10 protein-coding genes are annotated in these 15081 nt (G+C 35.3%); 6 read left to right on the plus strand and 4 right to left on the minus strand.

What is annotated here, in order from left to right; genetic code table 11:
- Positions 1-792 precede the first annotated feature (792 nt).
- Positions 793-2031 (plus strand): hypothetical protein, encoded by a 1239-nt coding sequence (locus OOL01_RS03575; RefSeq protein WP_264687168.1) that lies wholly within the window; start codon positions 793-795, stop codon positions 2029-2031.
- A 101-nt stretch (positions 2032-2132) separates the two neighbouring features.
- On the plus strand, positions 2133-4766 hold the full coding sequence (locus tag OOL01_RS03580) for a hypothetical protein (protein ID WP_264687169.1): 2634 nt from the start codon (positions 2133-2135) through the stop codon (positions 4764-4766).
- On the opposite strand, the gene OOL01_RS03585 is transcribed toward OOL01_RS03580, so the two are convergent.
- The 4 genes from OOL01_RS03585 to OOL01_RS03600 form a co-directional block, all read right to left on the minus strand.
- A complete protein-coding gene (locus tag OOL01_RS03585) occupies positions 4689-7631 on the minus strand; it encodes a cytoplasmic incompatibility factor CifB (RefSeq protein WP_319803545.1) in 2943 nt (980 codons plus the stop codon). The two genes, OOL01_RS03580 and OOL01_RS03585, sit on opposite strands and share 78 nt — an antisense overlap.
- 54 nt (positions 7632-7685) lie before the next feature.
- On the minus strand, positions 7686-9131 hold the full coding sequence (locus OOL01_RS03590) for a cytoplasmic incompatibility factor CifA (protein WP_264687170.1): 1446 nt from the start codon (positions 9129-9131) through the stop codon (positions 7686-7688).
- Between the two features lie 194 nt (positions 9132-9325).
- On the minus strand, positions 9326-9913 hold the full coding sequence (locus OOL01_RS03595) for a pyrimidine dimer DNA glycosylase/endonuclease V (protein ID WP_264687171.1): 588 nt from the start codon (positions 9911-9913) through the stop codon (positions 9326-9328).
- 12 nt (positions 9914-9925) lie between these two features.
- Positions 9926-10819: an Rpn family recombination-promoting nuclease/putative transposase gene (locus OOL01_RS03600; protein WP_264687248.1), complete on the minus strand. Its 894-nt coding sequence runs from the start codon at positions 10817-10819 to the stop codon at positions 9926-9928.
- 456 nt (positions 10820-11275) lie between these two features.
- Here OOL01_RS03600 and ltrA point away from each other — a divergent pair, with 456 nt between their 5' ends.
- The 4 genes from ltrA (at position 11276) to OOL01_RS03620 (ending at position 14915) form a co-directional block, all read left to right on the plus strand.
- The gene (ltrA, locus tag OOL01_RS03605) at positions 11276-12619 is read left to right on the plus strand and encodes a group II intron reverse transcriptase/maturase (protein ID WP_007302360.1); all 1344 of its coding nucleotides are present in this window, start codon (positions 11276-11278) and stop codon (positions 12617-12619) included.
- Positions 12620-12696: 77 nt separating this feature from the next.
- Positions 12697-12834 carry a hypothetical protein gene (locus tag OOL01_RS03610; RefSeq protein ID WP_264687172.1) on the plus strand — a complete coding sequence of 46 codons (138 nt, stop codon included), beginning with the start codon at positions 12697-12699 and terminating at the stop codon, positions 12832-12834.
- Between the two features lie 284 nt (positions 12835-13118).
- Positions 13119-14078 (plus strand): WO male-killing family protein Wmk, encoded by a 960-nt coding sequence (wmk, locus tag OOL01_RS03615; protein WP_264687173.1) that lies wholly within the window; start codon positions 13119-13121, stop codon positions 14076-14078.
- A gap of 171 nt (positions 14079-14249) precedes the next feature.
- Entirely contained in the window at positions 14250-14915 is a 666-nt protein-coding gene (locus OOL01_RS03620; protein WP_262986252.1) for a JAB domain-containing protein, read from the plus strand.
- Positions 14916-15081 lie beyond the last annotated feature (166 nt).

The following is a 15081-nucleotide window of genomic DNA, read 5'->3' on the forward strand; positions in this document are numbered from 1 at the left end:
CTAGGTTAAAAGTTGTTTATGACTCCAAGTTTTAGCCAGTTTTACTATAGATCAACAAATTTGAGAAGCACTAGCGATATTTAATATATAGGAATATGATGCTTTAAAGGAGTGCAAAAACTGCTGAAGCTTATACAGTAACCTGCGGAGCCACTTCAGCAGAATAAACAAACACATGCCAGTATTAGTAGAGAATTATTTATAAGTCAACTAACTTTTTAAAAAATATTTTAGTGAAGATACCATGCTAGCTAGTGTTATAAAGAATTGAATTATTGACTCTTCCTAAGATTGCAAAAAAGGTCGTATATTTGTGAGAACAAGCCGCGTAAAAATAAGGTTATAAAAATAGAAGATTTAAATTATTTCAATAAGCTTAGGCAAAACAGTTCGTATGTAGATATGGATGAAATGGGCTAATGTAACTAGTTTTAGCGTATAGTAAAATTATTATAAAGAAAAGTTCGTATGGTAAATATGGAAGACCAACTCATCCCAAAACAAAAAGCTCTCACCGCCCCTGGTTTTGAACGCTGGAAATTGGTTATATTATTTAATTTTTAATAAAGTACGTTACTAAATTAATATTAGTTTATTTTAGAATAATCACTAAGGTAGACTTATAAAAAACAGAATTAAAAAATGAACAAAAGACTGTATATTAAGCCTATTAAGAGCCTTTTACTGAAGACTACTTTAGGTTAGAAAATTTTTCTAAAATAGTAATTGACAAAGCTTTAAAGGTAGAGCAACATGCCTAAAATATATTAAACCTTGTTAGGGAGGGTAAGTATGGATTACGAGAATGTACAAAGGGTATTACTAACATCTATCAAAGAAGATGATCCTCATAAAGGATTCAAGGAATTAGAAATTAAGAGATATTGTATTGCATATCAGGTACTATTTAATAGATGGAATAGCATAATACTACCGCCTTTTTTAAAGAAAATTCTAGAAGGTGGAGACTGTTGGGAATCTGGTGATACCTCAGATCATGCTAAGCTTAATAGGTATTCACTAGGGAAAAAATTATTAACCTTAAAAACTAAAGATGGACAAAAATCTCTTCTTGATTCCTTTGATCGCTACAAAATAGCATGCTGGTGTTGTTTTGAGGACGAGATAAGAGCTATTTTTGAAGAATTTAAATTAACATTAGGTAATAAACCAGTAGAGAGTTTAGTTAAGGGATGTGATAAAGGGGCTTTAATGATTTACTGGTCACATGCTATGAATAACCAGGAACATCAGTTGGAATTAAATAATGAGCATCCGTACGTTTACGCTTTTAAATGTGCAATGCTAGAAAAGCATGTTGAAGCTTTGGAATTCTTCTGGGATAAGTTACAGTCAATTGATTCTGTATCTCCAAAAAGGAAAGAAGATTTATTAATGGAAGTAGCATATAATAAAGGGCGTTTTTCTACTGATGATGTTGGTATGGTTGATTTTTGCCTACGCCATCTTGATCCTGACAGATATCATGAATTATTAAAAAGAGATTTCAAACAAAATAAGTATCATCATACGTTAAGTACGCTCACAGGAAGTTACTCCTTTGAAAGTGCTAAAAGGCTATTTGAACATTTAAAGCCAAAAGATTTATCTCCTGAAGGTTATAGTACATCAATGTTTGGAGCATTGGACTCACTTGTTTCTGTACCAGATGATAGTTTTATTAAATCTGGTAGTGACATGCTCACCTCCATGTGGAATCGTTCTGGCTTTGATGCTCATAGACAACACTATTTACATAAGTTAAGTGAACAACTCTCATCAACAAGAGATTTGGTTGCTTCTCTTATTAAGGGGAATAAAGCTGTTAAAATATTATCTGAAATTGTTAACTCCCTTAGCCAAGAGCAAATGTACTCTATTATGGAAGAAGATAAATCAGAATATGAGCTGTTTATGAGAGTTAGAAACACGCAATTGCATCGTGGGGCAGGTGATACTCAGTTACCAAGTTCATCATTAGATGTAGAAACTATACAGCAGAAGGTAAGTGGTGTTAGAGGCGAAGTATAGTGTTTCTGTTTTAGGAAATTCAGTTACTTAGACTTAAACGAAAGCATGCAAAGAGCTTAGTGAGGATAAAATTTGTAAAGGGTTAAAATCGGGGGCTAGTTATGGTTAATAACAATCAACAGCAAGAAAAACCACAAGGTTTCGAGTTAATTGAGTTGCTTTTGGGGAAAGTAGATTCTTCAACTTCTAATGCAGTAGATCAATCTTTTGAAGCAAGATATCAGTCGTTGGTTGATCAAATACAATCTTATTTACATTCTAGTGAAAAGCCTGGCTTTTTTCCTTATCGATTTTTAGGTTCTTTTTCCAGTGTATTAGATACTAAACTTAATGATAAGCTAGGTATAAAAAAGTTACACTTTCGTTTTGAGGGGGCAAGAACTTTAAAGGTTGTAGCAGAAACAGAGTCCAAAATACATGTTTTTATTTTCACTGAAGATATAGAAGCTCAACATTCTAAACAAACAAATACTAAGAATTTCGAATTCACCACAGGTGAGTGGAAGAATGTGATGGGTAGAGATTATACTAAATCAGATGCGCGTAAGCTTCAAATTGATGTGATAAAAATTTTGAAAGATAAGTATGAGTTAGTAAAAAGCAGATCGAGGTCAGACAAAGATGTTAAATCAAAGAAGTTATACTTATATCTGAAAAGGGATGATATGTTAGAGTATAAAGCTAAGAATGTATATGGTAACGTTAAAACAATCGAGATTAGTCGTGATCAATTAAAAGGCAAGGTTTTCGATGAAGTCAAGCAATTTCTAGGTAGGCAAGGTAAAGATCTTAGTGATGATGCCAGGAAGGAGTTATCTAGAATGACTTCAGAAAAGGGATATACCTTAAAGAGTGATGGAGAAGATGCAAAAATAAATATTAAGGTAGAAAGTAAAAAGAAGATTGTAGATCAACCCATTGAGCCTACAATAAAGTTTCAGGAAGTGACAAAAAAGTTAGGTAAATCTGTCTATCTAGAAAATTATATTGAAAAGTTTGCTAGTCCAGATAAAAAGCAAGTTCAGGACAATCTCAAAGCCATTCTAAATTACATTAGCAAAGTCCATACTAATTTAAATTTACAAGATAATGTTTATGGCATTAAGGCTCGTGAAGCTGATCAACATGGTTTTGTAGCAGGAATATTCGATAATTTTCGATATCGTGATAATACCAAACTCTATTTGGAACAATTTGCTGGAGGGGGTTACGCTGATATTGTTTTGCTTGTTCGTGGGCCTAATCGTGCTGTTGATTCAGTTCCAATTCTTATTGAACTCAAGGCTGGAACTGAAGGACAAATTGATCCAAGTGATGCACTTGAGCAAGCTAAAGATTATATAAAAGGTTTTAGACCAAATAAGATGAGGATTTTAACCAATGCAGATAATGCCATTGCTGTTGGGTTAAATTTAGATGACGCGGAACCGTTTAAAACTGAAGTAAAACCTATTAAACGACCACCAGCTCCTTTGATGGAGGAATTTATCGAACTAATTGGCAAGTGGGATAATCAGTTAGCCTATGAGGAAGTTTTTAAGAGAGAGGTAAAAGATTTATTGTCAAGCGAATACCATACTTTTCCAGCAAATAAAGAAACAAAAGATCATTACTATTTCAGTCGAGATATATTAGGTCAATCAATTTTAATCAACAAAATTGGTCAAGATCAAAGTAACATTAAAAAATATATATACTCATATGGTGAGTACCCTCTGGATTGGTCTGGAGGAACGGAGTACACTTTGTCCAAAAGCCCGGTTATGACATTAATATTTGTTCAAGGTAATGAAGGGCAAGAAAACACAGCATTCATTTTTCATATACGAGAGTCTAATACAAAGGAATTCTATGCTGATAAAAAAATTCCAGTGCTGAACATACCTGAAATAGGAGGAGTAGGAAATGTCATAGAAATTAAAATGAGTCTAAAAAAATATGAAACAGGATTATCTTTTGAAGACCTTTTTGAAATAGAACAGATAAGTAAATATGAATCAAGTGGTAATGATCAACAATTTACAGATGGCAAGTTTATTGAGATACCTAGTTCTGATGAATTAAAGGCAAAATTTGATCAAGCAATCACTTCTCAACATGCTTCCGACGGTGAGGTTTCATTGCAAGCCTATAAAGTGTTGCTTACTGAAGTAGCAGATACGATTTACCCTATCAAAGATTTGATTACTAATGAAGCAAGATTACAAGCCATTCTTAATGGTTTATTTAGTAGTTACAGTGATTTAAAGCTACAGGAGACTTCTGCGAAGACTGTAATTATACCTGAATTTCAAGTAGGAGCAGGTGGTCGTGTCGATATGGTAATTCAAGGTATTGGTCCTTCACCTCAGGGTGCTAAAGAATACACTCCTATAGCGCTGGAATTTAAGCTTATAGGTAAAAACTTAAATCAAGATCAGCTAAAACAGGAAGTTGATAAATTAACAAAAGAACAAAACATTAGATATGCTAAAGGTGCGGCACTGAAAGCAATTACAGATAGTGATAAAATGTTTTTCATGGGTGTAGTTGTTAATGTGAAGGCTAAGGATAAAAATTCTTTAATATTAACGAGTGATAAGTTTGTTCCTGCTACAGTAGTTCATAGTTCTATTCATATGATACATCCTGATACAGTAGCACAATCCTTAGGTAATTTAAACCTCAATGACTGTGTGGGACAAATTAGTAGAAGCAAGAGAAGCATTATTTTCATTTTGACGTTCAATAACTAATGTGATCCAATGAGTATTATTCAAAGTAATGATCAGAGTTAAACGTTGCCGTTCTGCATTTTCCCTGAATTGATTTAATGCTTGAACCATTTGTTGGTTATCCCTTGCTAAATTGACTACTTCAAAAGCACGATTGCCTTCTGTACGAAGCTGATATCGCAATCTTGCAGCACGAGCTATATCAATTTGTTGAAGCCAGTAATCATAATAGCCAGTACTTGTTGCAAATTCCAGTGTAAGCAGATCACTTACTTCTATCTGTTGGTTATTAAGAATCCCTCTTATTTGTGTTAATACGTCTTGCACAGTTTGAGTAGTAGGTATAGTTCCATATGCAATTGACCTTATCCGTTTTCTTATGGCATTTTCTTTACTGCATTCATGCAAACGCACTTCAATACATTGGTTATAATTATCACCTTGCTGAAAAAATAAAATTTTTTCCTTTCTTTGATCTTCTTGCCTAGCATTCTGGCGGTAATTCCTTAAATTTTGAATAGTTACATCTGATAATAAATTCGCTGGCGGACTTTCATCAATAATACCTTCATGTTCTATTGGTCTTAGGTCACGACCACGACGATCAAGCTTATGTACATACGGTTGTCGAGTAGATATAAGGTCTTCTGCTCTCTGTGCACCTCTATTAAACACAGCATAAGATAAAACTACCTTATTTCCAGAAGTAACAGGCAAATACCCTCTTTCCTTTCCCATAAGTTTACCTATTTGCCTTTTTGCATTACTTTGCTGTTGTGCTACCACCCTTTGATCATTAGCAAATCCTAATACATATCCAATTGGGTGAGTATCCGAATCATTCTCTATAGGTTCCCTTAATAATAAAAGGTCTAACGTCTGTTTTGTAACTCTTGTGCGTACTTCTTCCACTCTTCCTTCTTCCATTCTTACATCGGAACTGTATGCCTGGCCTACTGTGTACCCAGTAAGCACTTTACCAGGATCGCCACTAGCATAAAATACACCATGTAACATAGACCTAAACTTTTCATTGCTGTCTACATCTATTATTGCATCACCGTTCATATTCTCTGGCATTAATACTCTAGAAATAGCCATCAGTAATACTCTATGCTGATCTCTATTTTGCCAACCATCGTTCATAACTTGATTCAAAGCATTATGTACATTTTCAGCATTAGGCACTTGTACAAGAACACCATCAAGAAAATTATTTGCATTATTATTTTGGTAATCATGATATAAACCAAGGTCATTTGGTTGATCAATATATAGCTCAAATTGGTCATTAAGTGTGCATGAAACTTCCCACACATGAACATTATCCCCATTAACATTAAGAGTTTGTAAATCGATGTCTCCTTGTTGTTGCGCACCGTGAGCTCTAATATCAAGTATAACTATATCAGAACCTTGAGCATGGAAGACCATGGTTAAAGCATGATTCTCATCATCATATCTAAATATGTATTTTGCTACTTGCAGTCTATTGTTTTGTATTAACACCTGCTCGTGATCAAAAGCACTACTTCCAAAAGCGAACCCAGTTATATAATCAAGTATTCTGTTATAATTATCTGCATTTCTTGATATTTCATTAGGGAGATGTCGAAGCAAGAAATCTTTAATATTTTCTCTAATTCCTTCATTCTCCAAACAATCAAATAATCTTTGTACTAAAGGAAACCTACCCTGTTGAAGCCCTACTGTATCAACACTAAAAGGATCTATATTTAGATTAAAATTTAATCCAATACAAACAGCATTTCTTGATTCAGTATGAATAGATATAAATGAAGAAGCATGTAATCTTTTAGCATCACCTCTAGCGCGGTCTAATGCAATATCAGACGATGTCCTCCATCTAGTAACATTAATAACGATAGGAATGTTTTCTCTCTCTGCCTGATGACGTACAAGAAAGGCAATATATGAATTTCCAGGAGACAAGTCAAGGTCAATATCTATTTTGTAGAGATGACTAAAATTTGCTAACAAACCTAAGAAAAATCCGTGACTCTCAAACTTTTGATCGCGATTTTGAATGTCATTTTGTATGCTGCCTAGGTAATTACGATAGATTCGAGTTATGTATGGCAAAATTCCTTCATTTATTCCACGTTCTATATTTATTCTTTGGTTACTTGCTAGCACTTCCATAAAACTGAAAATCCCTTGCTGACCCGGTGCAACTTGCACAAAATTGACCAAATGACCAAGCTGTACTCTCTGATCTTGATTGAGTCGTATACTTCCTATTTCCTTAACTGTCAACAAACTGCGTGGCTCAGGCGCATTAATCCCATTAAGCCTATTGCGTTCTATATGCCTAAGAAGGCTAATCTCAGATGCTGAATATTTAGCAAATCTATCTCTACCTTGAGAATCTTTTTCACGAATCACCTCGAATACTGTTGCAACTGCTTCTCCCTGACTCTTACCCTTTCCATGCATGCATACTTTGTATTGCTCAAAATTTAGGTCTTCTGCCCTTAAATTCGGATTTTGTCGTCTAATCTCTCGCACTAGAGCATTTCTTTCCCTTGTACTGAACCTTAACCCATCACTATTAGGACGATCAGAAATACTGTAGCATCTGACAACTTGCTGTCCGTCACGATAAACAGCGACTTTTAGGTTCCCTGTATTTCTATTTCTACCACCTGTATCAATACCATGATTATCAAAACGAAAATACACTCTCTCATTTGCTTTTAAGATATTAGCATCATGAGCAGTAGCAAACATACTGAAAAAGAATACAGGAAGGAAACGTCCTGTACTTACATGATACAAGAAAAATGGACATTGATCTAAAAAGGATTCAAACTCTTGTCTAAAACCATCAAGATCTCCATCCACTAAACTTCTTATTAAAGACACAAAGCACCTCTCTATTTGCTAAGACCAGAAAAACCACTCACATTAATGAGTAGACTAGATTCTTCTTTTCTTATGAGAACCAGAAATACCACTCACACTAGGAGCTTCAAACTCAGACTGTGGGCCATCACCAGAACCATCAAGTGGCAAAGATACCTTAGATTGAGACCGCAAATTATTCCAAGGACCATCACCTACAGAAGGTAAAGTTACTTTCTCTAACTGAAGAAATAACTCTTCTGCAAACTTGCCGTAATCTACACCTTTCCTCTTTCCTTCCCTACCACATATTCTAAGATTTTCTATCATGACTTCTTTAAAAAGGTCAAACTTTTCAGGAAAGCAACCTTTGGCAAATGAAATCATATCTAATATTTCTTCTTTCTCTATTTCCCTATCGGGCTTACAAACATCTTCTCGTTTCCAATTAATGATTAATCCCCCAAGTACACTCTTTATAGGAACTGTATAATTAGAAGTATTAACAGAGGTCTCTCTGTATTCAGCAAAGCGTTCACATTTCCAAATCTCCATAATAAGGGATCTAGCTTGAACACTTAACTCAGGATTTTTCAACATCACATTTGAAAGTGAATAAAGAAAAAGTTCATAGTCTTGCTGTGAGAACATCTTATCTGAATGGTCTTCCCGTTCTAGAAGTCCCTCATAACACCAGCCCCGTACCAAATCATGAACCGTATCAAAAAAACATGACTCTATTAATTCAGCAAGAAGGGAATATACTCCCTTATCTTTCTGCAGCAATTTCTGTAAAAGAGTATCTTTGTCAGCTATATTCCTTACACAAAAATCTAAAATAGGAGCATCTTTCTCAACAGATTGAGGACGAGAAAGAGCAATAATAGCTTCTGTAAGCTTCTTCTCCTTATCTTTTTCCTCTAACTGATTATAAAAATACTCTACCCCTTCGCTCCACTTAAGTTTTACAGCACTGTCAAAACCCTCTACTGCATTACTAGGTTGCTTTAATTCCCCAGACTCTTTATCGATCCAGAAACTTAATACAGGATCTTCCCTTTTCATCCCATACAATAGTGAGTTTAGTATGTATTTATTATCATCTTTTACAGGACGACCATTACCATCAACTGCATTAGATGAAAAGCTTCTTTTATAGGTATCAAATTGCTCCTTAAAGAGAGAAGGAATTTTATCCACTACACAGTATCTACAAGCCATATCATATCTGCGAAGTGGATTATCGATTTCCCCTATTTTTTCTTCAGTAAACCTTTGACCTAAAGCAGCATTATCCAACCTTACACCTGACCAGCAACCTTCATCTTGGAATACATTGTGCAAAAACTTCAGCTTATCATCTTTAAAGCATTTTATGTGCTCCATAAAGTTATCTTGAAGGACTCCCACCCATCTCTTGATAGCTGACTTCCTCCCGGCAGCAACTGTTGGATCTGGATGTTTAATAGCTTCCTGTAATTTTTTGGACATCGTAGCCCGAAGCTCTTTCTGTGTTGGCATTAACCCCTCCTATTAAGTATTTGTGTAAATAAAGGCATTGTACAGACACTAGAATGGATTGCAATATTAAGATTACTAGAATAGAGGATTTAGTAAAAAAATGTTATGGCTAAAACTCCTTTTCTTGAATCTTATTAATGTGATCAATAAAAAGGCCGATCATTTTAGCTATCACATCTATAGAGACACCGGTCTTAAGTAGCCATTGCTATTTTAGCTTTTTCTTCCCCGATTAGTATGTCTTCTCTATTTATGAGCTGTATCAGTTGTGGGTAGATTATCCAACCCGGTGCTTTTCTGCCCTTTTCCCACTTAGCAAATCTCATCTTTTCATGTAGATAATATTCTCTATAAGCTTTTACAGGATTAGTACATTTATACCGATCGGGCAGTGCTTGTATAAAAGCTTGCATACTTGTTGATTCAAAAATGAGTAAATCCTTATTACTATTACACCAATTTATTACTTCCTCTGATTTATGCTTTCTTTTGTATCGCCAGGTATACTCTGCACACAACTCTTTCCCATACTTTATCAACCAATGAAAGGTTCCTTCTGATTGTCTAGCCCATAAAGAGCAAGGATGGTTTTTGTGAGTAAGTTTATATGGAACTTCTATATTTTGGTTTGTGATACTCACAAAAGGATTTGGCGCTTTTAATGCTATTGAAAAAACATTACTTAATAACTGAGCAGTTTCTAATGGCATTTTTACTATATGCTTATCACATAACATTTTTGCTGCAATTTCTGGGTCTTCATCTAATACAAAGATATTCATTCAGATATTTAATTAGCTTAAGTTTTTGATTTCATCATCTGTAAGACCAGTAGTTTGAACTATGACATCGATAGAAACCCCTCCTTTAAGTAGGTTCTTTGCGACTTCAACTTCCCTTTCTTTTCTGCCTTTTTCATGCCCGATTAGGATGCCTTCTTGTCTACCTTTTTGAGTAGCATCATCGAGTTTTTGAGCGAGTACAGCCTGTTCATCAAGAATACGTTTTATTTCCTGTTCATAGGCAATAAATTCTTTTTCTGACCAGTTGAATCTATTTAGCTCTTCATAGGCCTTTTTAATTATTAGATCACTACCTATTATTTTTTCCAGCTCTTCTTCACTAGTCTCATCTGCATATTTAAAGAAGTAGATCCATTTCTCGACTATACTTGAAAGCTGATCCTCTTTGGTTTTTGAAAATTTAGGCAACTCAATAAATATAAAGTAAAAATCTTTTAGATCGTACTCATTAGTATCCTCATCCCGAATAGTATGCTTTGATTTATACTCAGACTTATCAGGAAATAGGATACAATCTGCTATAGCAATAAAGATAATTTCTTTAAGGTCTTGATATTGATCACCTTTATCAGCTTGTCTTGAATACGCTTTAGCTGCATAGTATTGGGCACGTTTTTCGAAGCCTTTGGTTTTAGCGAACTGCATTTCAATAATCCACTGCACCTCCGTGGAATCTCTACATAATACATCAACAATGCTTTGCTTTTTAGAGGCAATATCAGGGTCTTGAATAGTACTTAGAAACTCTATATCCTGTATTGCATTTTTGCCAGCAAAAACCAGAATATCATTGAGAAAGTGAATGAGGATATCTTTATTCTTTTCAGTACCAAGTGCGTCCAGAGAAGGCGAGTATTGTTCAGTAGGAAATAGACCTACCAGGATAAAAGTCGGAATCCTGTAGCTTGGGTAGCAGCATAAAGGGAAACCAAAATGTTGAAGCCTACCGACAACATTATCGTAGGATAATGGCGAATTACCAGGCCGTAGCGAAAGCGAATGCACAGATTGCCTCGAAAGGAATATTCTGAAGGTCGAGCCATCTTGGTACTGGCGAAGACAGAATAGACCAGACGAAAAACGAATGAAACGATTGGTCTACTTCAGCGGGGTGTTAGTAACAGCATGGCAATGAGGACATACAAAGCAACTGGAGAAGCCCTCCTCATCCCAAGGAGAAACACCTTGGAGAGGTAGGTTCTATAACTGGAAAACAGGAAGTGAACTGAAGATGAGAGGGTGACGGATGGGTGCGTAGTAGTGAAGAAGTGAGGTAACGCTCATGGAGCAAAGGCACCCTACTAGCAGGGATCTTTTAACAAAAGGAAGGTAAAGGTAAAAATGACAAAAATGCCGATAAAATTACAAGACCTGAGAAGAAAGATATACACCAAAGCGAAGGCAGAACCGGAATGGCGATTCTGGGGAATCCATGTTCATGTCTGTAAAATGGAGACACTGGAGGAAGCTTACAAACTAACGAAGAGGAGTAATGGGGCACCAGGGATTGATGGGGTGACATTCGAATCGATAGAGACAGAGGGCTCAAGAAAGTATCTTCAACGAATAAGACACGAATTAATAACCAAGACCTATAGCCCAAATAGGAACCGGAGAAAGGAAATACCAAAATCTGGAGAAAAATTCAGAACGTTGAACATACCCTGCATCCGGGATAGAATAGTGCAAACAGCACTGAAGCTAATACTTGAACCGATATTCGAATCAGACTTCCAAAAAGGATCATACGGGTATAGACCTAAGCGTAATGCGCATGAAGCAGTACAAAAAGTAACGGAAGCAGCAATCAAAGGCAATACAAAAGTAATTGACGTAGATCTAAAATCCTACTTTGACAGTGTGCGACATCATATTCTGATGGAAAAGATTGCCAAAAGAATAAATGACAAAGAAATCATGCGCATGATTAAGCTAATCCTCAAAATAGGAGGAAAACGAGGAATGGCACAAGGATCACCACTTTCACCACTACTAAGCAATATATACCTAAATGAGGTAGATAAAATGTTGGAGAAAGCAAAAGAGGTGACCAAAGAAGGAAAGTACCAACGTATGGAATATGCCAGATGGGCAGATGATTTGGTGATACTGATCAGAGAATACCCGAAACGGGAATGGCTAGAAAGAGCAGTATACAGAAGGTTGGAAGAAGAATTAGCAAAACTAGAAGTGAGAGTAAATGAAGAAAAGACAAAAGTCATTAACCTAAAGAAAGGAGAAACATTTAGCTTCCTAGGGTTTGATTTTCAAGAGAATATCACAAAACAAGGAAAGTGGAATGTCAGGAAAACACCGCAGATGAAAGCACGAACAAACCTGCTACGCAAGTTGAAGGAAATATTTCGGCGCCATAAATCGCAACCGATAAAAAGAGTGATAAATGACATCAATCCGATATTGAGAGGGTGGGTAAACTACTTTAGGATAGGAAACTCTAGTCGAAAGTTCAGTTACGTAAAACACTGGGTGGAAAAGAAGGTAAGACGCAATTTAATGCGAGCCAGGAAAGCAAAGAAAGGGTTTGGTTGGAAGAAATGGAGTAGCGAATGGATATACAAAACGCTGGGTCTATATTCAGACTACAGAATAAGGTATTACAGACCGAAAGCATCACCAACACAATATGTGATAAACTTTGGTAAAGAACTTGCTAGGAAAGCGTAGTGCGGGAAAACCGCATGCTGCGTTTGACGAGGCGGGAGCTGGAAACGTTAACATGGGAATTTGGATTGAGGCCCAGGATGAAAATAATGGATCAGCCACCAAACCCTAAAGAGGCGCGCCAGTTCTCGACCCTACAGATACGGCGAAAGGCGACATCATTTTTTGGATCGAGAAACTTCGAAAGAGCCATAGCAGGAGTACCTAAAAAGCATTAACAATCATACACAATTCTGAGGAAATATTCAACTTCTTTATTTTTAGTTTTGAATGCGTTAAACGGCTGTCAGATTAGAATAGCATTCTCTACTTTAGACGTCCTTTTGTACATCTTTTTATAACTCCATCATAAAGTGGCTTTAAAGCCCAGGAAATGAATTCATGAATTTAGCAGCTATAAAAAACTTCAACAATACCTATTTTGGGCGTGAGAGACCAATTTCCTAATAAAAACACGAGCGTAAAAACTCAATTACCTAACATCGTGAGCCCACACTTTTTCATGATAAAGATCTTGAAACTTAATGTCAATATTTCAAGTTACTGCTCTAATTTTTTAGACTACAAAGTAGGACAGAAAGTAAGAAGTTGTAGGCTAGCGAAGAGATATACTCAAAAGGATTTAGCAAGTAAAATTGGTACAAAATATCAGGTAATACTACAATATGAAAAAGGAACACGCAGAATTTCAATTAAGAAGTTATATGAATTAGCAGAAGCATTATCAACAACTGCTAGAGATCTAGCTTGCGGACAAGAAGTATCAAATAAGCAAAGGTATGAGGGAGAAGAGATAGTAAATCTAGTAAGAAGACATAAAGAGATTAAGGATCAAGAATTACGCGAAACGTTTTATTTATTAACTAAATTCATCCGTATTAGTGAGGAAGAGAGTGGAAAGGCAGTAAAAGTAGAGGTGGCAAAGGGTTTAGTTAAGGAAGGAGTTTCTGCTCATGTTATCTCTCAAACGACCAGTTTATCTATTGATGAATATGATAATGATGAGAAAAAAATTTCCATTCCGTATAAAGTAGGTCAAAGAATAAAAGAATGGAGGTTGAGAAGAGGATACACTCAGGAAGATTTAGCAAGTAAAGTGGGTATAATAAATCAAAGAATATATGAATATGAACAAGGACGAGCTGCTGTTTCACTTGAAATGTTAGATGAAATAGCAAAGGTACTACTAATTAATATTACAGATCTGCTTCCAGAAACAACAGAAAATGAGAATAGTGAAGCAGAGCTATCAAGGTTAATAGAAGAATACAAAAAGATTAAAAGCCAAGAACTACGTTATGTACTAATAAAGTCTCTGCTTGAAATCATACAAGTTTGCAAAGAGAAAGTAAAGAAAATAGAAAAGATAAAAATTGCAAAGAACTTAGTTAAGGAAGGAATTTCTATCAATATTATTTTAAAAACAGTGGGCATCTCTTTAGACGAAATTCAACAAATTTAAAATAAAAAAATCAGTATCTATTAATATCTTTACTTTTTGATGAAAAAATAAGTAAAAAAGATTGAAAAATTGATTTGACTTCACTCGAAAGCTATGGCTCTATGCCAATGCTGACAAAAAAACAGCAGTAAATATATAAAAACATTTTGTTATTAGTGAAGGGTAATTTTTATGAATAATAAGAAAGATCGTAGAGAAGAAATAGAATTCAGAGCATTAGAAAGCAACGGTAAAGCACTACTTGATCGTGAAGTAATAGAAACGTTTCTAAGTGCAGTGCATGACAGAGAAGAAGCTCGAATTATTGCTAGAAAGCTAATAGATAGTTTTGGAATAGGAGGAGTTTTAGGCCAGGAAATAGATGACTTGAAAACTATAGAAGGGATAACTGACTCTACAGTAGCAGTAATTTTATGCCTAAAGGAAGCTGCAAAGAGAGTACCAAGAGAAGAGTTAAAGAAAGGACCTGTAATGGATAACTTGGAAACCATAGTAAAATATTTGAGGGTGAGTATTGGTTATTCAGAGGAGGAAAAGATGAAAATAATATATTTTGATCAAAAGTGCCGTTTAAAGGGGGAAGAAGTGTTCACTGGTACAGTGGATAAGGTACCTTTTTACATAAGAGAAGTAACAAGAAAGGCATTAATAAGAAAAGCGACGTCAATAATAATATCGCATAACCACCCAGAAGGAAGGTTAAAGCCATCTGATGAGGATGAAGCTGTAACTAAAGACTTGGCTAAAGCTTGTCAGACTATAGGGATTAGGTTACTGGATCACATTATCATCACAAGTGTTGGGTATTTTAGCTTTAAAGAGCAAGGACTATTATAAAGGAGATGTTTGAAGATTTTCATGAGTTGTTTAACTACTTGAATGAAGAAAGTATTTGCAATCACATTAATCATTGCTTATAATTAATGAGAAAGTATATATTGAATTAATAATAAAGTAATAAAGTAGGTTGTAGACTTAGTAAAGTATATTTAATAGCGGAGGC

It is taken from the genome of Wolbachia endosymbiont (group B) of Rhopobota naevana, assembly GCF_947250615.1.
GTDB lineage: Bacteria > Pseudomonadota > Alphaproteobacteria > Rickettsiales > Anaplasmataceae > Wolbachia.

Excerpts from the sequence above, each read along its gene's own strand:
- OOL01_RS03620 (WP_262986252.1), top strand. The coding sequence starts at position 14,250 with ATGAATAATAAGAAAGATCGTAGAGAAGAAATAGAATTCAGAGCATTA.
- wmk (WP_264687173.1), top strand. The coding sequence starts at position 13,119 with ATGATAAAGATCTTGAAACTTAATGTCAATATTTCAAGTTACTGCTCT.
- ltrA (WP_007302360.1), top strand. The coding sequence starts at position 11,276 with ATGACAAAAATGCCGATAAAATTACAAGACCTGAGAAGAAAGATATAC.
- OOL01_RS03610 (WP_264687172.1), top strand. The coding sequence starts at position 12,697 with ATGAAAATAATGGATCAGCCACCAAACCCTAAAGAGGCGCGCCAGTTC.
- OOL01_RS03595 (WP_264687171.1), bottom strand. The coding sequence starts at position 9,913 with ATGAATATCTTTGTATTAGATGAAGACCCAGAAATTGCAGCAAAAATG.
- OOL01_RS03580 (WP_264687169.1), top strand. The coding sequence starts at position 2,133 with ATGGTTAATAACAATCAACAGCAAGAAAAACCACAAGGTTTCGAGTTA.
- OOL01_RS03575 (WP_264687168.1), top strand. The coding sequence starts at position 793 with ATGGATTACGAGAATGTACAAAGGGTATTACTAACATCTATCAAAGAA.
- OOL01_RS03590 (WP_264687170.1), bottom strand. The coding sequence starts at position 9,131 with ATGCCAACACAGAAAGAGCTTCGGGCTACGATGTCCAAAAAATTACAG.